Raw genomic sequence first — 20,539 nt, forward strand, 5'->3', positions numbered from 1 at the left:
ATAACAAATAATGAAACGGAAGGAAGCTTAGCGGCCCGATAGCTGGCGTAAGCAGACAGCTGTCCCAATGTCAGATTGGGAGTCCGGGAACCCGCGGGCGGTAAAGGAGGAAGCTCATTTGGCGCCGAAGAAACCAAACGCAGAACGATACAAGAAAATGGCGATGTCGCCAAAGGAATACCAAGCGTATGCGAAGGATAAGGAGCCGCCCAGATCGATACCGGGCAATTGCCTGAAGGCTTTTCTGATCGGCGGGTTCATATGCGTAATCGGCCAAGTGATTACGGAATTGTTCGTTCATTTGATGGACATGTCGCGGGAGGATGCCAGCAATCCCACCGTTGCTGTTATGATCTTTATTTCCGTAGTCCTGACATGCCTCGGTGTCTATGACAAGCTGGCCCAATTCGCGGGAGCGGGATCGGCCGTACCGGTGACAGGCTTTGCCAACTCCATGTGCTCGGCCGCTCTGGAGCACCGCAGCGAAGGACTTGTGCTGGGTGTAGGCGGCAATATGTTCAAGCTTGCCGGTTCGGTTATCGTATTCGGCACCGTGGCCGCGTTTTTCGTCGGCATTGTTCATTTGATACTGGGCACCGGGGGGCAATAACATGCTTCGTGGCAAACAAACCTGGTGGTTTGACAATAAGCCGGTTATTATCGGTACCGCGACGGTCGTAGGGCCGGATGAAGGAGACGGTCCTCTGGCTGCGGACTTCGATCTCGTGCATCCGGAGCTGGATATGCAGCAGAAGAGCTGGGAGAAGGCGGAGCGATTGCTGCTTGAACAGGCATCCGAGTTCGCGCTCCAGAATGCCAAGCTGGAGCGAAGCCAGCTTGACTTCTACATTGGCGGCGATCTGATGAATCAGATCATTAGCAACAGCTTTGCTGCAAGGTCGCTTGGCGCTCCTTATCTAGGCGTATTCGGGGCTTGCTCCACGTCTATGGAGTCGCTTGCGCTCGCCTCGCAGCTGGTGGATAGCGGAGCCGCAACACATGTTATGGCGGGCACCTGCAGTCACAATTGTACAGCGGAGAAGCAATTCCGGTATCCGACCGAATACGGCTCACAGAAGCCTCCGACCGCGCAATATACGGTAACGGGCGCAGGTGCTGCCGTTGTAGCCGCGTCGGGCGATGGTCCTGTTATCGAATGCGCCACCATTGGCAAAGTTGTGGATTTGGGCATTACGGACCCGTTCAATATGGGGGCGGCGATGGCGCCTGCGGCGGTCGATACGATCCAGGCGCACTTCAATGATACAGGCCGCTCGCCCGGCGATTACGATCTGATCGTCACAGGTGATTTGGCTGGGGTGGGACATCCCATTGCCAAGGACTTGCTGAAGCAGAATGGCGTTCCGATGGACAATACGCTCTTCCAGGATTGCGGGCTGATGGTCTACGATGTCCAGAAGCAGAAGGTGCAAGCGGGAGGCAGCGGCTGCGGTTGTTCCGCCGTCGTCACTTACGGCCATCTGCTGAAGCGTATTCGGAAGGGAGAGCTGAAGCGAATCCTTGTCGTCGCGACAGGCGCGCTGCTGTCTCCCTTATCGTTCCAGCAAGGCGAGAGCATCCCCGGCATTGCCCATGCGGTAGCCATTGCTGCAGGAAAGGAGCTATAACGATGATCTTTCTATGGGCTTTCCTTGTCGGCGGCGCGATCTGCGTGCTCGGACAGCTGATGTTCGACGTGGTGAAGCTGACGCCGGCGCATACTATGGCTACCCTTGTCGTCATCGGGGCAATCGTTGACGGACTGGATCTCTACGAGCCGCTCATCAAATTTGCAGGTGCCGGCGCTACCGTTCCCATTACAAGCTTCGGTAACGCGCTTGTGCATGGTGCGCTTACGGAGCTTCATAAGTCCGGGTGGATCGGTGTCATCTCCGGCATATTCAAAGTGACGAGTGCGGGCATATCGGCCGCGATTATATTCTCGTTTCTTGCAGCTCTAATTATTCGGCCCAAGGGCTGATGAGGGGCTTACTTACTCAAAAAAACATTCACAACCTGTTGAGCTTGCTCAACAGGTTGTTGTCGTTCCATAGTCCTAGCGGGATTTGCGGTGAATTGGAAAATTTGGCAACCTTTTCAGGAAGTTTTCGTCTAGTGTTTGGAGGTGTTTGTCATGCATGTCATGTTCAAGTGCAAGCTGATCCTGCTCGCGATTCTTGGGACTCTTGTCCTTAGTGCTTGCACCGGCGGTGAAGAGCAGGCGGTTCAGCCTACGAGCAGTCTGGTGCCGGTTGAGGAGCGAGCGCAGCCTGCACCTGAAGTAGAACCGACGGTATCCCTTAGCGAAATAAATCTGGTACTGTCGCCAACTAAGCAGCAGGATGGCAGCCTGCTTGTGAAGCTCAATGGGATGGGCGAAAGCTATTACTTTTACGAAAAGGCTTCTGTCGAGCTGCAAGGCCGCATCTTCCAATACTTGAATATCTTTTATGGCGATCACAACTTGACCGACGCACTTATTGCCATTGATCCGGCAGCAGGAACGGCAGACATTCAGTTCGTCCAGACCGTCTCGGGATCGAATCATCCGGGCCATAATTTTTTTAATAACAATTCCGGTATCATCGGCAAGCTCGGCGAGGATCGCGTGCTTCTTCTTGAACCCGAGGTTACGGATGAAGGTGTGAAGGTCCATCTTTCAGCTCTGCACTCGGATACTGGTCAGATGGAGCGGTTACAATCCGATATTTGGCCGGAGATGGAGCCTTATGACACGATCTATCAAAAGCGATGGGAAGAAGAGGAGAGTATGCTGTTTCTCCAAAGCTTCCAAGGAACAATCTGGCTGTTTAATCTGCAGAATGAAACGTACAAGCGATTGAATGAGCCGTTTAGAGTGATCCCTCATTCCACGACCGGGTATCCGTCACTTTTTGTATCGCCGGCCATGGACCGATTTGCCTTTGATGACGAAAGCGGAGCTTTAACTTTCTATGATATGAGCGGAAAGGCGCAGGGAGCTTATCAACTGCCGGATGACCGCTATGTGCCAAGCGAAAAGGCGAAGTGGAATGAAGAGGGTACGATAGCCTGGGTCGAGTCGGCTGATGCGGCTGACAGATGGGTGAAGGATATTGATATCGATTTCTTAAGTATTGCCGCACAGCAGATTGATTTTTTGGACAAGAACGCCAAGCCGATAAGCAAGCTGCAAGCGCCCAGGGGCAGGAGCATCGAAGTAATAGGATGGCAAAACGATCGTACAGCAGTGATCAGGGAATATGAGTTTCAAGGGGGCGAAGAGTTAAGAGAGACGAATGTCCTCTATTACTCGTATGAAGTGAAGACGGGCAAGAAGTCGGCTTCTTCGAGCGAAAGCCCGCTAAAACCCATTCTTCCTGCCAAGAGTCAATATGTGTATGAAATGCATACTCAATCGATTCAGTACCGCCAAGCGAAAGATGAGTAATCGGCAATCCACTCTCAATGGAGCTTGTGTTCGAGGTTTGCTAGGCGTTAGGCAAATGGAACGGGCTCTTCAATTGGATGATCCTGTGGGATTCTCCAATATTTTTTGTAGCGCCGCAATTTGTGCTCCATCAATGCGTTACTGTAAAATGGTACTATTATCTCAGAACTATATTTCCGGGAGGTTATGACATGGATATCCGCACGGCTGACATGGAATTATGCACCTCGATTCTCCGAAACTTAGATACTTGTATCCTGGGAAAACATGAAGAAATTGAAAGATTGCTAATCGCAGTCATGGCAGGCGGTCATGTGCTGCTTGAGGACGTGCCGGGTACCGGCAAAACACAGCTTGTCAAAGCACTAGCAAAGTCAATAGGAGGCCAATTCAGACGGATACAGTGCAATCCCGATTTGCTTCCTACCGATATAACGGGCGTCTCGATTTATCATCCGAAGCAAGAGAGCTTTCTGTTCCGTCCCGGCCCTGTCATGACGAACATTTTGCTTGCGGACGAGATTAATAGAGCGACGACCAAGACACAATCCGCGCTGCTTGAAGCGATGGAGGAGGGCCATGTTACCGTGGACGGCGATACGTATGAGCTGCCCCGGCCTTTCATTCTGCTGGCAACGCAAAATCCGATTGAATTTGAAGGCACTTACACGCTGCCGGAGGCTCAGCTTGACCGGTTCATGATGAAGCTGTCGCTTGGTTATCCAAGCGCCGAAGACGAGCGTCGCATGATTACATCAGGCTCCGGGGACCATCCGTCCGACCGGGTGCAGCCTGTGCTGGATATTGCCGATATGATCAGCATTCAGCGGCAAGTAACCGGGGTTCATGTTGATGATGCAGTCGGCAACTATATTATTGAGCTTGTAAGGGGGACCCGCGAGCACTCCAGCATCTTGCTGGGCGCGAGTCCAAGGGCAGCGATTGCCTTGACCAAAGCGGCGAAAGCGCATGCTTTCCTTCGCCAGCGCGAATATGTGACGCCAGATGACGTGAAGGCGCTCGCATCCTATGTACTCTCCCACCGATTATTGCTGCGGACTGAAGCACGCATGAACGGGCTGCGCGGGGAGGATATCGTCAGCCAGCTCGTCCAATCGACGAAAGTGCCAGTCCGGCTAGAGCGTTAATACGATGAGGATTCATGCGACGAAAGCTAAACAATACCGCTGGCAATTTGTCGCCTTCGTCTATGGCTGCAGTCTATTTTATTTCCTGTTCCAGGGCGGCAAGACGGCATTTATGCTGTTTATCATTTTGAACATGCTTCTGGCTTATTTGATACTTGGCCGATGGAGCGGCATTAATAAAGTGGCAGGAATTAGATCGTATTCCGGACATAGCGCGTCCGGCCATAGTGCGATCACGTCAGGCGAAGCGCTCGATGTAAGTTTGAATGTGAGGATTCCGGGGTTTTTCCCCCTTCCTTACGTGATCGTAAGAGACGGCCTCATTCGTCATAACGGCCAGACGCTCAGCTTCGAGACTTCCTTCGTGCCGAACTGGAAGCGCAGCGGGGAAGTGATATATCGTACGCCACCGCTTGCGCGCGGCAACTATCAATTCAGAGACACGGAATGTCTGTCCTACGATGTATTCGGCTTGTTCGAGCATACGGGCCAATTTCGTTCGGATGCGGCATTCAGCGTATTGCCCCAGACGGTTCCGCTTCGTCAATGGAACGGATTCCGGCAAGGCATACGCGGGCCTTACTCTCATGCAACGGCGTCCAGATCCGCGAAGGAGACGACGCAAATTAACGGCGTGCGCGAATATCATCACGGCGACAGGCTGTCGCGCGTCCATTGGAACGCGACGGCCAAGACCGGCCAATGGAAGTCGAAAGCATTCGAGCGGGAGTCGCTGCCGCGGACGCTGCTCATCTTGGATCGTCATCTGACTGCGCAAGAAGGAGCAGTTGCGGAGCGCTTCGAGCTTGCCGTCTCCGTAACGGCCTCCTTTATAGAGCACGGCTTCAGGGATGACACGGCGATGGGACTGCTGTCGGTAGGGGAAGAGACGACCATTCTGCCGCCGAAGTCGGGTGCAGATCAACGGAACTTGGTATTGAAGCATCTGACGAGCGTCGATGCGGACGCCCCCCATCCGTTGTATGCCTCCTTGCAGCAAGCGCAGTCCGCTGTAGAGCCGGGCTGCTTTGCGATTGTGATCTCCTCGGAGACCGGCGAGCAAGTCATTCAAAGTATGGAATGGCTCTCGCGCAAAGGGGTGACTCCGTGCCTCATTCATATTGGATCATCCGCGAATCGAATTAGCGGGAATGTCGCCTGGAAGCGCATTTTGGAGAGCCGGGGTTGGATGGTCTACGATATCAAGCGACTGCAAGACCTTCCCGCAGCGCTTGAAGGGAGCGGGATCGCATGAAAAAGCTGACGTTCTGGATCGCTTCTTATTTAAAGCTCCGTTGGTATGATCGTTTCGTTTCTCTATTCGTAGCGGTTATTCTTATAAGCTCGCTGTCCATTTTCGAAAATTACTGGTGGCCGGAATCATTCAAGATTGCCTATTATACGCTCGCGGTCGCGACCTTAATCGATATCGTTCTTCCTTTAAAAGGACGGATCATTCGATTGCTGCTTCAATTCGCGGCTACGGTGTTCATCACCTTTCGATTCGCGAGAATGGAATGGTCGGCTTCACCTGCGGAGAGTTCCGGAGAATGGGGCTGGTGGTTCAGAGAGATGCTGGCTGGGCTTCATCCGTTTCTATGGATCGGCTTGTCGTTGCTCGTGATCCATTCGTTATTCACGGCTTGGACCGTAACCCGGCCAAGGATGTTCGGTTTTATCGGAGCGAGCATTATGGTCTTGACGGTCGCGGATTCCTTTACGCCGATATGGCTTTGGGATAATGTCGCCGTCGTCGTATTTATAGGCCTGGCCTGGCTCGTCTTGAATCATCTGGACAGGCTTCAGCGGACGCATCCCGAGAGCTTGAAGGAGCTGCTGGAGTATCCGATTCGGGTGTTCACACCCGCCGTTATTGTGTTGTCGGTGCTGCTGGTGATTGCGCTGAATGTGCCTTCCATCTCTCCTTTGCTGCAGGACCCTTATACGATCTGGAAAAAAGCGCGCGGGGAAGAGGTTCAAGTCTTCCTGGGAGACAAGGCTTTGCAAAGAGACGATTATACCGCTGAGGTAGGCAATTCCAGTTCCGGATACAGCCGGAACGACGACATCCTGGGCGGAGGCTTCGACTATGACTTCTCCCCGATGATGACGGTGTCGACTTCGCAGCGAAGCTATTGGCGCGGGGAGACGCTGGGAGAGTATACCGGCCAAGGCTGGAGGAATGCTCTGATACTCGACGGCGACCGGGTCATTCCGGAAGCGCAGCTCTCCGACGGAGCTGGCAGGGAGCGGGCGCAGCTTACGGAAGTGCATCAGGTTGTAACACTGGAGCGTGAGGATGCTTATCCGATTCTGTTCGGCGCGGCTCCCGTCTCGAAAGTCAATTGGATCAACGATGAGACGCAAGCCGTCATGTCGAATGCAATGCGTTGGTCGCCGGAGCATTGGGAGCTGAGATGGAATGAGTCGCTGCCGTATCCGAAGTCTTATTCGGTTACCTCATCCGTCGTCTCGCTGGATGAAGAGGGGCTCCGTACTGCGGAAGCCAGCCTGCCGAGCGGTCTTGACCAATATTATCTTAGCTTGCCGACCAGCCTGCCTGATCGGGTACGGGAGCTCGCTGAGGATATAACGGCAGATGGCACAACCGATTATGACCGCGCCAAGCTGATCGAAACATACTTGCGGCAAAATTATATCTACAATAATAAGCCGGACTTATCCAAGCTTTCAGGCAACAGTGTAGACTTCGTTGACGGGTTTCTGTTCGAGCTCCAGGAAGGGTACTGCGATTATTTCTCGACCGCGATGGCTGTCATGGCCCGAAGCGTCGGCTTGCCCAGCCGATGGGTAAAGGGCTTTACGCCTGGCATCCTCCCGGTGGACCGCTACGGGCCGCCGGGAGAAAATATGCTGGAAGGCGAGCGATACAATCCGACAGGCGCAGGCACATATACGGTTCGCAATTCGGATGCGCATTCCTGGGTCGAAATTTATTTCGAGGGCTTCGGCTGGATTCCGTTCGAGCCGACGTCCGGCTTCCGTTTCCCTTATGTGTCGCCGGAAGGCGAAGAGCTTGAGCTTTCCATGCCTGAGGAAGAGCTGTCGGAAACGCCTGATGCCGCTGTGAAAACATCCGGCGGACCAAGCCGCGTATGGGGATTGGTGAGCCTGGCGGTGCTGGTTCTTGCTGCTGCGGCTTGGCTGATTGTAAAACGTCGTCAGATGGCAATGGCCTGGTTCAAAATCAGGCACGGTAATCTGAGCACAAACGAACAGATTGTGATGGAAGCGAACCGTTTGATTCGCTTCTGCAAGAAGCGGGGCATGAAGCGGGAAGAGCATGAGACCTTGCGTGAAGCAGTAGCCCGCTGGTCGCAAAGCCAAAAGCGGCTGCAGGGAGACTTCCGCACCGTGCTGGACGGCTTTGAGAAAGCGAAGTACGGAGCTGCAGGCGCAACGAAGGAAGACGTGGAGCGTTATACGAATAAAGTCCGATACTTGATTGGCGAATTGAAGTAATTTGATCCAGATTCGCGATTGCATGGACTACCGCCTGACAGCAATGCTGACAGGCGGTATTTCTTTGCAACAAATTCCGTTTATATGGTATAGTTTCGTAAGATAGCAGGCAGAAAGCAGAGGGATATCGGTTATGTTCGAGAGATTATTGCCGAATATGCGCGTTCATTCGGTGTATGATATTGATTTGAATGTGTTGCATGCCCAAGGTGTGCGCGGCATTATTACAGATTTGGATAATACGCTCGTCGGCGCCAAGGAGCCTCTTGCCACGCCGGAGCTTGTCATATGGCTGGACAAGGTGCGGGAGGCCGGCTTCAAGGTCGTCATCGTGTCCAATAATAATGAGACGAGAGTCGGGCAGTTCGCTGCCCCGCTGGCTATTCCGTTCGTGCACGCAGCCAGAAAGCCGACGCAAGCCGCATTCCGCAAGGCACTCGCTATGCTGGGTCTTAAAGCGGAGCAGACGGTCATGATAGGCGACCAGATGATGACTGACGTGCTCGGCGGCAATCGAATGGGTCTTTATACGATTTTGGTGGCGCCTATCTCACCAGCCGACGAAGGCGTCATGACGAAGGTGAACAGAGGACTGGAGAGATTTGCGCTTGCACGGTTAAGAAAGCGCGGCTTGTGGTATGAGGAGGGAACGAAGTAATGGAAGGGCAGCTTAGAGAACATACGGAGCAATCATGCGCAGGCTGCGGCGTGCGCCTGCAATCCGGCAATCCGGAAGAGGCCGGTTATATCCCGGAAACGGCAATCGCGAAGGAGCCGATCATCTGTCAGCGATGCTTCCGTATCCGGCATTATAATGAAGCTTCATCGGTCGCCATTGATCAGGATGACTTCCTGAGGCTGCTGGGGGGAATCGGCTCGACCGACAGCCTGGTGGTGCATATTGTCGACCTGTACGATTTTGAAGGCAGCTTGATATCGGGCTTGCAGAGGTTTGTAGGCAACAATCCGGTGCTGCTCGTCGTGAACAAAATCGACCTGCTGCCAAAGGGCATGAACTTGAACCGGCTCCGCAACTGGGTTCAGAAGCAGGCGAAGGCGCAAGGGCTCCGAACGGTCGATGTCGTACTGTGCAGCGCCAAGCGCAATATGGGATTCGACCATATCATCGAGTCGCTTGACCGTCATCGTCAGGGACGTGACGTCTACGTGGTCGGTGCAACCAATGTCGGCAAGTCGACGCTGATCAACCGCTTGATCCGCGATTACAGCGATATGGAGCGCGAGCTTACGACATCCCGTTATCCGGGTACTACGCTGGATGCAGTCCATATTCCACTGGAGGATGGCAAAGCGATTATCGATACGCCAGGGATTGTCTATACAAGCCGCATGACTGAGGTCGTACCGCGCAGCTTCCTGGGCACGCTTATGCCGGACAAGCCGATCAAGCCGCTTGTCTATCAATTGAATGAACAGCAGACGCTGTTCATCGGAAGCCTGGTCCGCTTCGATTTTGTCGAGGGCGAGCGCCAGTCGTTTACGCTTTATCTGTCGAATGCGCTGAATGTGCATCGTACGAAGCTGGAGCGTGCCGACGATCTGTACGACAACCATAAAGGAGAGCTGCTGGGCACGCCGACAACGGCGGAACTGGAGACAATACCGGAGTGGACAAGGCATTCGCTCAGGGTACGGCAGGGGGAACGGCAGGATATCTTCATCTCCGGACTCGGCTGGATTCAAGCCAATGGTTCCCGAGGCGCGCTCGTTGACATTTACGCCCCGAAAGGCGTCAAGGTATTGCTTCGCGATTCCATGATTTAAGGCATGCGCTTAGGAGGGGAACGGCCATGACAGGACATATCGCAAGACCAGGCATCGACAGCCATACCGTGCTGTATGGCGTAATTGGCGATCCCATTCGCCATTCGAAATCGCCGATTATGATGAACCGGGCGTTCCGCGAGACGGGCGTCAACGGCGCGTATGCGGCCTTTCACATTACCGATGATAAGCTGGAGGATTTCATTCGCGGCGTAAGAGCGATGGGCATCCGGGGTGTCAATGTGACGATTCCGCATAAGCTGCGGGTGATGGAGTTGCTGGATGAGATCCATGAAGGCGCCAGAGCGATCGGTGCTGTGAATACGATTGTGAATGACAATGGCCGTCTTACCGGATACAATACCGACGGTATTGGCTATGTCCGCTCCTTGAAGGAAGAAGCGGCCCCTTCTATAGAAGGTAAGCGGGTCGTCGTGATCGGTGCGGGAGGGGCATCGCGAGGCATCGTGTATGCCTTACTGCAAGAGAAGCCCGCACGGATTACGATTACGAACCGCACCGTTCAGCGGGCGGAAGAATTGGCGGCTTCGCTGGAAGCCGGCGGCGTGCAGCTTGACGCTTCTTCCAATGATCAGCTGGAGGAGCTTTGCGGAGAGGCGGACATTGTCATTAATACGACATCGGTCGGCATGTTCCCGCAGGTGGATCAGTCTCCCGTGCCTGGTCACTGGCTGAAGCCGGGCGCTGTAGCGAGCGATCTGATCTACAATCCGCTGAAAACCAGGTTTCTTCTTGAAGCGGAGCAGCAAGGCTGCATCGCACATGGCGGACTTGGCATGTTTATTTATCAAGGAGCCTATGCGTTCGAATATTGGACGGGCCAGCCTGCGCCGGTTGCGGCGATGAGGGAAGAGGTACTGGCTGCGCTTCAGTGATACAACAAGCGGGCTTATCGCACAATAAAATTCAAATGATAGCAAGACTGATGCAGACGAAAGAAGGATACCATTATGCTAACTGGCAAACAAAAACGTTATTTGCGCTCGCAAGCGCATCATCTACAACCGATCTTTCAGGTCGGCAAAGGCGGCACCAACGATCATTTGGTCCGCCATATCGAAGAAGCGATCGAGACGAGAGAGCTCATTAAAGTGTCGGTACTCAACAACTGCCTCGATGATCCGAAGGAAATCGGAACAGAAGTTGCTAAAGCGGCAGGCGCTGAGCTTGTCCAAGTGATCGGCAAGACGATCGTGCTGTACAAGGAATCCAAGGATCACAAAAAGATAGAGCTTCCAAGAGCCTAAAGAGTCGGCTGCGAACCGGCATGGTTCATATAGAGCTTATAGGGGCTATATATCGGAGGAGGGAGCGGCCATGAGGAAAATTGGCATCATGGGCGGAACGTTCGATCCGATCCATATCGGTCATCTGCTTGCCGCGGAGACGGCGAGAGAGCAGGGGAATCTGGATGAGGTATGGTTCATTCCGACCGCAGATCCGCCCCTGAAGGAAGCGGCTCCTTCCACATCGGCTGGAGACCGCTTCGAGATGACGCGGTTGGCTGTAGAGGGAGAAGGGCGCTTCCGGGCGCTCGATATGGAGATCAGGCGCGGCGGCACCAGCTACTCCTACGATACAGTGAAGCAGCTGCTGGAGCAGCATCCGGGTTATTCCTTTACGTATATTATCGGCTCCGACCGTATTAACGATCTGCCGAAGTGGCATCGTATTGGGGAGCTTGCGTCCATGGCCGGTTTTATCGGTCTGGAGCGTCCGGACGAGAAGCCAATGACGGATTCGCTTCCGCCTTACTTGCAACAGTCGGTTCAGCTGGCCCGAATGCCGCAGATCGGCATCTCGTCGACTGCGATCCGCGAACGGCTGATGGCGGGGAAGTCGATCCGCTATCTCGTGCCGGAGCCTGTACGCGACTATATAAGGAGGCATGGTCTGTATGGATCGACAACTCATCATGGAGCGGGTCCGCGCTGAGATGCCTGAGCGCCGCTGGCGCCATACAGAAGGCGTGATGGAGACAGCCATAGCGCTTGCTCTCCGGTACGGAGAAGATCCGCAGCGCGCGGAGCTTGCCGCCATCATTCATGATGTTGCGAAGTTTTGGCCGATTGAGCGCCAGGGCAATACCATTCGGGATAATGGATTGGATCAAGAGGTTCTTGGCTACGATAAAGAACTATGGCATGCGGTAGTCGGGGCGTGGGTCGCTGAACGCGATTTTGGCGTGACAGACGGCGGCGTGCTGGATGCGATCCGCTACCATACCTCCGGGCGCAGAGGCATGAGCAAGCTGGAGAAGATCGTATGGCTGGCGGATTATATCGAGCCGGGACGCGACTTCCCCGGAGTCGATGCCATCCGGGCGCTTGGCGAGGAGCATCTGGAGAGAGCGGTGCTGGCTGGACTAGACGGGACGATCGGATTTCTGATTGCCAAGGGCAAACGGATCTACCCGCTGACGATTGAGGCCCGCAATGGGCTAATTGAAGAATTGCACGCGTAAATGACAAAGGAGGTATATGATGGCTGTACAATCCAATCAATTAATGAAAATAGCGGTGACAGCCGCTGAAGATAAAAAAGCGATGGACGTTATTGCGCTGGATCTGAAAAATATTTCTCTCGTTGCAGATTATTTCATCATCTGCAGCGGCAACTCGGACACTCAGGTGCAAGCTATTGCGACAGAGGTGCGCAAGCAGGCGGATCTCGCCGGCGTGCGCATTCGCGGCGTGGAGGGCATGGACTCGGCAAGATGGGTACTTATCGATTTGGGCGATGTTGTCGTCCATATCTTCCATCGCGAAGAGCGTGAATATTACAATATCGAGAGATTGTGGTCCGACGCTAAGGTTGTGGAATTCGCATGAGTCTTGTTGCCGGTCAGACATATACGCTCAAAATATCGCGAGAGGTGTCTCCGTACGGGTACTTCCTGAGCGACGGCGAATCGGAAGTACTGCTTCATTATACGGAGCTGGTCGGCTCGAAGCCTCAGGTTGGCAATTCGGTTGAGGTGTTCATCTATTACGATTCTGAAGACCGGATTGCTGCTACGATGAAGAAACCGCTCCTTCAATTAGACGAGCTGGCGCGTCTGCGTGTCGTGGACGTACATCCGAAGCTAGGCTGTTTTCTGGAGATGGGACTAGGCAGACATCTGCTGCTGCCGTTGTCGGAGCTGCCTGAGGGCATCAATTACCGTCCGCTGCCTGGAGACGAGGTATACGTCGTCATGAAGCATGACAAAATCGGAAGGCTGGTCGCCAAGATTGCCTTTGAGGAAGAGCTGTCTCCGCTAGTGTTCCATGCGCCTGACGCGTGGCGCAATACGTGGGTAGAGGGCTGGGTGACCAAGTCGCTTCAGATGGGCTCGTTCGTTATGGTGGACGGAGGCGTTATCGGCTTCGGCGTGTATGGACTTATTCCAAGCCCCGATCGCACAAGAGCCTTGCGGCTCGGCGAACGCGTACGCGCTCGCGTCACTTTCATCCGCGAGGACGGCCGTGTCAATCTGTCCATGACCGAACGCAAGGAAGTAGGACGGGTGGAGGATGCTGACCGCTTGCTTGCCTTCCTGAGGGAGCGGCCGGGCGGCGGCATGCCGTACTCTGATCAGACAGAGGCGGAGACGATCAAGCAACGATTCGGCATTAGCAAGTCGGCGTTCAAGCGGGCGCTCGGCAAGCTGATGAAGGATGGGCTTGTCACGCAGAAGGGCAGCTGGACCTATCTGGCTTCTCCTAGCGAACCGGCTGCGGACGCAGAGGGAGTGGAGAAGTGAGCCAATCGTACGGGCAATTCGCGCTCGTGTACGACCAGCTGATGGAGGATATGCCCTATGCTGAATGGCTGGGCTTTGCCCGGGCAGGCTGGTCGCGCTACGGCATGCCGGGAACCGTCGTGGATCTGGGCTGCGGCACGGGAAGCTTGTCGATTCCGCTGGCTCGCTCCGGCTTTCATGTGTACGGCATCGATCTGTCGGCTGATATGCTGTCTGTCGCACGCAGCAAGTGGGAGGAGACTCCTCAGCAAGCGATACGGCCCCGTACGGGCACGATCCGTTGGCTGCAGCAGGATATGCGCCGCTGGGAGATGGCGGAGCCCGTAGATTCCGTAATTTCGTTTTGCGATTGTCTGAATTATTTGACGGAGGAAGCGGATGTGGAGGCGGCTTTCCGGGCTACCTTCGCCGCGCTGAAGCCTGGCGGATCGTTCTTGTTCGACATGCATCCGCCGAAGCAATTCGTCCGTTATGCGGAGGAGCAGCCGTTCGTCCTGGACGAGCGGGATATTGCGTATATCTGGACATGCGATTTTGAGCAATCCCGCTGCCAGATCGAGCATAATCTGACGATCTTCGCCCGTGACCGGAATGCCTCCTTCTATCGCTTCGAGGAGACGCACAGGCAGCGCGCCTATGATCCTGATTGGGTGGAAGCGGCCTTAAAGCGAGCAGGCTTCGATACGGTAGATCGTTATGCGGACTTCGAGCTGAAGCCTGCCGACGCGAATTCGGAACGATTGTTTTTTGCGGCAATCAAATAAATCATAAATAAGCCTCCCTGGGTCATGACGCAGGGAGGCTTTTTCGATGAATAAAGGGAAGTGCTGAACATGACCGGCGTATCCCTCGAAAGACGCCCCAGTACCTCTGTAGATGCTTGCAGCGTTCACTGCCACTCGTAAATAGGGGGATCATTCTGAAGGTCGTCTGCAGCCACTTAGCGCGTCATGCGAATGGTCCCATGACCCCGGGGCCGTCTCATGCCGAGGACTGTCGAACAAGGAAAATCCAAGCCGAATCGCGTCATGTTTCTTCTATTAATAAACTTTAAAGAAAATTCGCCATTATTCGACAGCTAAAAAAGCTCATGCACGATTGGCCGATATCACATGTCGCTAGAGCTACTCTCTCAGCGCATCTTTGAGGCGGCTGTTCATCGACGCGGCAGACGACGCTCTTCGCGCGGCTGCCTCCCTGAATTTCCGGTTCTCGTCCTCCAGACGCTTGCATTTCGCCTCCAGATCGGAGAGATAGGGCAGCAGTCCCGATTGTTCGCGGCCGGCTTCACGAAGCAATTGGAGCAGCTCCAAGCGGGCCTCTTCCGTTGTTAATTTGTTCTCCATGGGTACCTCCAAGATAAGCTATAAAATGTCACTATCCCATCATAGCCGTATCTGTTAAAATAGTCGAGTGCGCCTAAAAAGCTCTCAAAAATCGATTCATAGTTTCTCCATAATTTTCATTGACGAGACCTATATCTTGATGTAAAATCAAAAACAGCAACTAGATGTTGATGCATATCATGAATTTCAACATCTAGCACTAGTATGTTGTATCGAAGCGCGTCTGCCTGCTAGCGGCGGTCAGAAGCGCTTTTTGATTGCTGAAATTCAGTAAGGGAGCGGGTGTGCGGTGCTAGTTGTCTATGATTCCAAAACGGGCAATGTCAAACGTTTCATCAAAAAACTGAATATGCGTGCAGTACCGATTGACGAGCAGAATCAAGTAGACGAGCCGTTCGTGCTGGTCACTTATACAACGGGGTTCGGACAAGTGCCGGAGAAGGTCAATTCCTTCCTCGAGATGAACCATAATATGCTGCGCGGGGTATCCGCGAGCGGCAATCGCAATTGGGGACCGGGTTTCGCGAAGAGTGCGGATACGATCTCACAGAAGTATCATGTGCCTGTCATATCGAAGTTTGAATTATCGGGAACGAGTCAAGATACGTTACATTTTGTCGAAAGGGTGCAGGCAATTGAAGCATATTGAATTAAATAACGAGTTAATGCAGCGCGGAGCGGACGGATTCTACCAACTGGAGAAAGACAAAGAGGCGGTACGGGCGTTCATGGCGGAAGTGGAAGAGAAAAGCGTGAAATTCGCTTCCCTGCGCGAGAAGCTGGACTACCTGATCGAAAACGACTACTATGATAACGTTTTTGAAAAATATACATACGAGCAAGTAGAAGCTGTATTCAATCTGACGGCAAACAGCGGCTTCGAGTTCCAATCGTATATGGCGGCGTCCAAGTTCTACAAGGACTATGCGATGAAGACGAACAACAAAGCTCAATATCTGGAGCAATATGCTGATCGCGTAGCGATCGTAGCGTTGAACCTGGGCGAAGGGGATGCCGATCGCGCGCTTCGCATTGCAGAGGCGATGATCGAGCAGCGCCTGCAGCCGGCGACACCGACGTTCCTGAACGCGGGCAAGAGCCGCCGCGGCGAGATGGTCTCGTGCTTCCTGCTGGAGATGGACGATTCCCTCAACTCCATTAACTATGTGCTTGGGACATGCATGCAGCTGTCCAAAATCGGCGGCGGCGTAGCCGTCAACCTGTCCAAGCTGCGCGGACGCGGCGAGCCGATCAAAGGCGTAGAAGGCGCGGCGAAAGGCATTATGCCGGTGCTGAAGCTGATGGAGGACGCATTCTCCTACGCGGACCAAATGGGTCAGCGCAAAGGCTCCGGAGCGGGCTACTACAACATTTTCGGCTGGGATATTATTGAGTTCCTGGATTGCAAAAAAATTAACGCGGATGAGAAATCCCGCATTAAGACCCTGTCCATCGGCCTGATCATTCCGAACAAATTCTATGAACTGGCTGCACAGAATCGTCCGCTTGTCGTCTTCGGACCATATTCGGTACAGAAGGCATATGGCCAGCATCTGGACGACATGGATATGGACGAGATGTACGAAGAATTGCTTGCGAACGACCAAGTGACGAGAAAAACGGTCATGAACGCGCGCGATATGCTGACGAAGATCGCTTCCATTCAATTGGAATCCGGTTATCCATACATTATGAACAAATCCAACGCCAACAGCGTGCATGCGCTGAAGGATATCGGTTCGATCAAAATGTCCAACCTGTGCACAGAGATCTTCCAATTGCAAGAAACATCGGAAATTAACGACTACGGCTTCGACGACGTCATTCGCCGCGATATCAGCTGCAACCTGGCGTCTCTCAATATAGTAAATGTAATGGAACGCGGAAAAGTTAAAGAATCCGTCCATGTCGGCATCGAAGCGCTGACCACAGTCAGCGACCTGTCGAAGATCGACAACGCACCAGGCGTACGCAAAGCGAACGAGGAGCTTCACTCCGTCGGTCTCGGCGCGATGAACCTGAACGGCTATCTGGCGAAGAACAAAATCGCTTACGAGAGCGATGAGGCAAAAGACTTCGCAAATTCGTTCTTCATGATGATGAACTTCTACTCCCTGGAGAAAAGCATGGAGATCGCGAAGGAACGCGGCGCTACATTCAAAAATTTCGAGCGTTCCGAATATGCGAAGGGTACGTACTTCACGCGCTATATGGAGACGGATTACCGTCCGAAAACGGATCGTGTGAAGGAATTGTTCGAGGGTATCTATGTTCCGTCCCCGCAGGACTGGGCAGATCTGAAGGAAAAGGTGCAGCAGCATGGCCTGTACCATGCTTACCGTCTGGCGATTGCGCCAACGCAAAGCATTTCCTATATTCAGAACGCGACATCCAGCGTAATGCCAATCGTCGAGCATATCGAGACGCGAACCTACGCAAACTCGACGACCTATTATCCGATGCCGTACCTGTCGCAGGATAATTTCTTCTACTACAAATCGGCGTACAACATCAATCAGTTCAAGCTGATCGACCTGATCGCCGAGATCGGGCAGCATATTGACCAAGGCATCTCTAGCGTCCTGCACGTGAACAGCAACGTCACAACTCGTGAACTGGCGCGTTTCTACGTCTATGCCGCTCAGAAAGGCCTGAAATCCCTGTACTACACACGGACGAAGCGCCTGTCTGTCGAAGAATGCACAAGCTGCGCCGTTTAATCCGGCTTATCAAGGTATTAAGATTACGTAGCAAAGAAGGAGTATGCCTACTATGAAAGCAGTTAACTGGAATCGCCCGGACGATGATTTCACGCTGACGTTCTGGCAGCAGAACGTGATGCAATTTTGGACGGACGAAGAAATTCCGTTATCCGATGATAAAATGGACTGGATGCAAATGACGGACGACGAGCGCACGCTGTACAAAAACGTGCTCGGCGGCCTGACCTTGCTTGATACGATACAAGGCGGCGTCGGCATGCCGAAAATTTTGGAGCATGTGGACGGCTTGCAGCGCAAGGCTGTACTTTCCTTCATGTCCATGATGGAGCAAATCCACGCCAAGTCCTACAGCAGCATCTTCACGACGCTGGCTTCCGGCGAAGAGATCGACGCGATCTTCAAGTGGGTGGAGGAGAATCCTCAGCTGCAGAAGAAAGCGAACCTGATCGCCTCCTGGTATACGAACATTACGGGCCCGAAAGAGCTGTACAAGGCGATGGCGGCCTCCGTATTCCTGGAGAGCTACTTGTTCTACAGCGGCTTCTTCTATCCGCTGTACCTGGCGGGCCAAGGCAAGATGACAAGCAGCGGCGAGATCATCGACTTGATCTTGCGCGACGAGAGCATCCACGGCCTGTATGTCGGCGTGCTTGCTCAAGAGCTATTCGCGACGTTCACTCCGGAGGAGCAGGCCTCGTTGCAAGTTGAAGTCTATGCGCTTCTGAACGAGCTGTACGAGAATGAAGTAGTCTATACGGACGACCTGTACGGCGCGCTTGGCCTGGAAGAGGAAGTGAAGGCTTATGTCCGCTACAATGCGAACAAAGCGCTCATGAACCTTGGCATGGAGCCGCATTTTCCGGAGGAACCGGTCAACCCGATCGTATTCAATGGCATAAGCACGCATACGAAGCAGCATGACTTCTTCTCCAAGAAGGGCAACGGCTACGTACGTACGATTCACGTCGAGCCATTGAACGACGATGACTTCGTCTTTAACTTCTAATTCGAAAGCTTGACTCATAGGATCAAATAGGATCGCTCCTGACTATGCCTTTTGGCAAGGCGGGGGCGATTTTTGCAAGGCGGAAGGTTCTCTAGTAAGCTGGTGATAGCAGCAATTATTCATTCAGGGGAGCGATGCGCTCACGCTGCTGTCTACAGATGAGCGGGGAGAATCGTTGTAAGCGTAGAGGGGAGACGGGAACATGAAGTCTATTGCCGTAAAGGAGCTGGCCAGGCGCTTTAACCTTGAGGTGCTTGTAGGCACCGAGCATTTGGATCGGAATATCATGAAGGCGCGCGCTTACCGGCCGGGTCTGGAGTTTATGGGATACTTTGATTTCTTCCCGCAGGAGCATGTACAAATTTTGGGCAAAAAAGAAATTACGTATCTTCACCGTCTGACGGAGGACGAACGCAACTTCCATATCGGCAATATCGTCAAGTATCATCCACCATGCTTTATTGTGACCTCCGGTCAGGAGGGGCTGAAATACCTGACGAAGCATTGCGTGGAGGAGGGTATTCCGCTGCTTCGGACGCAAGAGCCTACCGCCGCTTTTGTGGGGATGCTGGATGCCTATCTGCTGAAGGAGCTTGCGCCCGAGATCGCCGTACACGGCGTCTGTCTGAACGTATCGGGCATCGGCATCCTGCTGCGGGGCAAGTCCGGCGTTGGCAAAAGCGAGACCGCTCATACGCTGATCCGTCGCGGGCACCGGCTTGTCGCCGATGATATCGTGGTACTGAAGAAGCTGAGCTCGCAGACGCTGCTGGGCAGCCACAACGAGAAGTCGAAGGAATTTCTTGCGCTGCGAAGCGTGGGGCTCGTGAATGTGGTCCGTTTGTACGGCCGCAAGGCATTCCAGGACGAGACGCGTATAACAATTGATATCGAGCTGACTAGGTGGCGCGAAAACGATTTGAACAACGACCTGGAGCTGGAGCCGCAATTTGTGGACTATATGGGTGTCCAAATTCCTCACTTTGAAATTCAGCTGCAGCCGGGCCGCGATGTGGCGGGCTTGATCGAAGCGGCGGCGAATAACTGGTATTTGAAGCAGCAAGGTTATAGCGCGGTTGAAGATTTCATGAAGCGGCTGGAATGTGATTAGATTTTGATTTTAGCCGAATACAGGTTCGTTCACGAAGGTTTCAAATGATTATTTTCGAAATAACTATCCTTTAATTGGGAAAACATGCTACACTAGCGTTGTGAAAGCTCATCCTACGGTATCGTTCCGGTGATGAAGCCAAGCAAGAGAACTGTCCGATACCAGCCAATGCCCTTCGACACCGGTTTTGTTCGACAAAACGTTAAGGAGGAACAAAGCGTGGAAAACTGCTCGATTGTCATCAAGCCTGCTTTGCAACTCGTTGGAATCAGTTATTGCGGCCCGTATTCATCCTTCCCGGATGAAGCGATCCGGCTGCAGACCGAGTTTCTCGCCAGAAAGCATGAATTGAACGATAATGTGAAGTCGACTGTGCTGTACAGCCCTAACTTTGGGAATGAAGCATTTGCTACGTATTGGGCTTGCTATGAGGTTCAACATCTGGATGAAGTGCCGGAAGGCATGGTGCAGCTCACCATCCCTGGCCACCGCTATGCCATGGTTGCAAGCTCCAATAAGCGGATTGGCGAAGGGTATGAGCAATTGCATGCCTGGATGAACGAAAAGGGACTTAAGAAGAACGAGCAAGCCGTCTCCTTGGAGCTGTTCTATATCGATGAGCAGCATTGGGAGGAAGAGCCGGTCGAGCTTCTGATTCCGCTGAAAGACTAAAGCTACGAAGAGCTTGCGACAAGCAGGTTCTTTTTCTTTTTTATAGAGAAATGGATGCTGATTACATAA

Annotated in this window: 22 protein-coding genes; 21 read left to right on the plus strand and 1 reads right to left on the minus strand. The window is 53.3% G+C overall.

Annotated features, from left to right (window positions below):
- Nucleotides 1-157: 157 nt before the first annotated feature.
- From spoVAC to AC0YNW_RS01990, 16 genes are all read left to right on the plus strand, one after another.
- Complete coding sequence (gene spoVAC, locus AC0YNW_RS01915; RefSeq protein ID WP_475831252.1) at nt 158-610, plus strand: stage V sporulation protein AC; 453 nt, start codon at nt 158-160, stop codon at nt 608-610.
- Nucleotide 611: 1 nt separating this feature from the next.
- Nucleotides 612-1,628 (plus strand): stage V sporulation protein AD, encoded by a 1,017-nt coding sequence (gene spoVAD / locus AC0YNW_RS01920; protein ID WP_475830552.1) that lies wholly within the window; start codon nt 612-614, stop codon nt 1,626-1,628.
- Nucleotides 1,629-1,630: 2 nt separating this feature from the next.
- Nucleotides 1,631-1,981, plus strand: a complete 351-nt coding sequence (spoVAE, locus tag AC0YNW_RS01925) for a stage V sporulation protein AE (protein ID WP_119798397.1) — start codon at nt 1,631-1,633, stop codon at nt 1,979-1,981.
- 153 nt (nt 1,982-2,134) lie between these two features.
- On the plus strand, nt 2,135-3,430 hold the full coding sequence (locus AC0YNW_RS01930; protein WP_475830553.1) for a hypothetical protein: 1,296 nt from the start codon (nt 2,135-2,137) through the stop codon (nt 3,428-3,430).
- Nucleotides 3,431-3,621: 191 nt separating this feature from the next.
- Nucleotides 3,622-4,578, plus strand: a complete 957-nt coding sequence (locus AC0YNW_RS01935; protein ID WP_387472187.1) for an AAA family ATPase — start codon at nt 3,622-3,624, stop codon at nt 4,576-4,578.
- Nucleotides 4,579-4,582: 4 nt separating this feature from the next.
- Nucleotides 4,583-5,833: a DUF58 domain-containing protein gene (locus AC0YNW_RS01940; RefSeq protein ID WP_475830554.1), complete on the plus strand. Its 1,251-nt coding sequence runs from the start codon at nt 4,583-4,585 to the stop codon at nt 5,831-5,833.
- Nucleotides 5,830-8,061, plus strand: a complete 2,232-nt coding sequence (locus tag AC0YNW_RS01945; RefSeq protein ID WP_475830555.1) for a transglutaminase TgpA family protein — start codon at nt 5,830-5,832, stop codon at nt 8,059-8,061. The genes AC0YNW_RS01940 and AC0YNW_RS01945 overlap by 4 nt, the downstream gene beginning before the upstream one ends.
- 133 nt (nt 8,062-8,194) lie before the next feature.
- Nucleotides 8,195-8,719, plus strand: a complete 525-nt coding sequence (locus AC0YNW_RS01950) for a YqeG family HAD IIIA-type phosphatase (RefSeq protein ID WP_387472180.1) — start codon at nt 8,195-8,197, stop codon at nt 8,717-8,719.
- Nucleotides 8,719-9,846, plus strand: coding sequence for a ribosome biogenesis GTPase YqeH (gene yqeH / locus AC0YNW_RS01955; RefSeq protein WP_387472177.1), 1,128 nt, complete (start codon nt 8,719-8,721; stop codon nt 9,844-9,846). The genes AC0YNW_RS01950 and yqeH overlap by 1 nt, the downstream gene beginning before the upstream one ends.
- Nucleotides 9,847-9,872: 26 nt before the next feature.
- The gene (locus AC0YNW_RS01960; protein ID WP_475830556.1) at nt 9,873-10,742 is read left to right on the plus strand and encodes a shikimate dehydrogenase; all 870 of its coding nucleotides are present in this window, start codon (nt 9,873-9,875) and stop codon (nt 10,740-10,742) included.
- Nucleotides 10,743-10,817: 75 nt separating this feature from the next.
- Nucleotides 10,818-11,114 (plus strand): ribosome assembly RNA-binding protein YhbY, encoded by a 297-nt coding sequence (yhbY, locus tag AC0YNW_RS01965; protein WP_387472173.1) that lies wholly within the window; start codon nt 10,818-10,820, stop codon nt 11,112-11,114.
- A 70-nt stretch (nt 11,115-11,184) separates the two neighbouring features.
- Nucleotides 11,185-11,802 (plus strand): nicotinate-nucleotide adenylyltransferase, encoded by a 618-nt coding sequence (locus AC0YNW_RS01970; RefSeq protein WP_475830557.1) that lies wholly within the window; start codon nt 11,185-11,187, stop codon nt 11,800-11,802.
- A complete protein-coding gene (yqeK, locus tag AC0YNW_RS01975) occupies nt 11,765-12,331 on the plus strand; it encodes a bis(5'-nucleosyl)-tetraphosphatase (symmetrical) YqeK (protein WP_475830558.1) in 567 nt (188 codons plus the stop codon). The genes AC0YNW_RS01970 and yqeK overlap by 38 nt, the downstream gene beginning before the upstream one ends.
- A gap of 19 nt (nt 12,332-12,350) precedes the next feature.
- Nucleotides 12,351-12,698, plus strand: a complete 348-nt coding sequence (rsfS, locus tag AC0YNW_RS01980) for a ribosome silencing factor (protein WP_387472862.1) — start codon at nt 12,351-12,353, stop codon at nt 12,696-12,698.
- Complete coding sequence (locus AC0YNW_RS01985; protein ID WP_475830559.1) at nt 12,695-13,612, plus strand: CvfB family protein; 918 nt, start codon at nt 12,695-12,697, stop codon at nt 13,610-13,612. The genes rsfS and AC0YNW_RS01985 overlap by 4 nt, the downstream gene beginning before the upstream one ends.
- Nucleotides 13,613-13,653: 41 nt before the next feature.
- On the plus strand, nt 13,654-14,376 hold the full coding sequence (locus AC0YNW_RS01990) for a class I SAM-dependent DNA methyltransferase (protein ID WP_475831253.1): 723 nt from the start codon (nt 13,654-13,656) through the stop codon (nt 14,374-14,376).
- 360 nt (nt 14,377-14,736) lie between these two features.
- On the opposite strand, the gene AC0YNW_RS01995 is transcribed toward AC0YNW_RS01990, so the two are convergent.
- Nucleotides 14,737-14,958, minus strand: a complete 222-nt coding sequence (locus AC0YNW_RS01995) for a hypothetical protein (protein ID WP_387472165.1) — start codon at nt 14,956-14,958, stop codon at nt 14,737-14,739.
- Between the two features lie 289 nt (nt 14,959-15,247).
- Here AC0YNW_RS01995 and nrdI point away from each other — a divergent pair, with 289 nt between their 5' ends.
- From nrdI to AC0YNW_RS02020, 5 genes are all read left to right on the plus strand, one after another.
- Entirely contained in the window at nt 15,248-15,607 is a 360-nt protein-coding gene (gene nrdI, locus AC0YNW_RS02000) for a class Ib ribonucleoside-diphosphate reductase assembly flavoprotein NrdI (RefSeq protein ID WP_387472164.1), read from the plus strand.
- Nucleotides 15,594-17,678: a class 1b ribonucleoside-diphosphate reductase subunit alpha gene (gene nrdE / locus AC0YNW_RS02005; protein WP_475830560.1), complete on the plus strand. Its 2,085-nt coding sequence runs from the start codon at nt 15,594-15,596 to the stop codon at nt 17,676-17,678. The genes nrdI and nrdE overlap by 14 nt, the downstream gene beginning before the upstream one ends.
- 52 nt (nt 17,679-17,730) lie before the next feature.
- Complete coding sequence (nrdF, locus tag AC0YNW_RS02010; RefSeq protein WP_387472161.1) at nt 17,731-18,687, plus strand: class 1b ribonucleoside-diphosphate reductase subunit beta; 957 nt, start codon at nt 17,731-17,733, stop codon at nt 18,685-18,687.
- A 202-nt stretch (nt 18,688-18,889) separates the two neighbouring features.
- Nucleotides 18,890-19,798, plus strand: coding sequence for an HPr(Ser) kinase/phosphatase (gene hprK, locus AC0YNW_RS02015; RefSeq protein WP_475830561.1), 909 nt, complete (start codon nt 18,890-18,892; stop codon nt 19,796-19,798).
- 219 nt (nt 19,799-20,017) lie between these two features.
- Entirely contained in the window at nt 20,018-20,470 is a 453-nt protein-coding gene (locus tag AC0YNW_RS02020; RefSeq protein WP_475830562.1) for a GyrI-like domain-containing protein, read from the plus strand.
- Nucleotides 20,471-20,539 lie beyond the last annotated feature (69 nt).

It is taken from the genome of Paenibacillus sp. J31R120 (genome assembly GCF_056269225.1).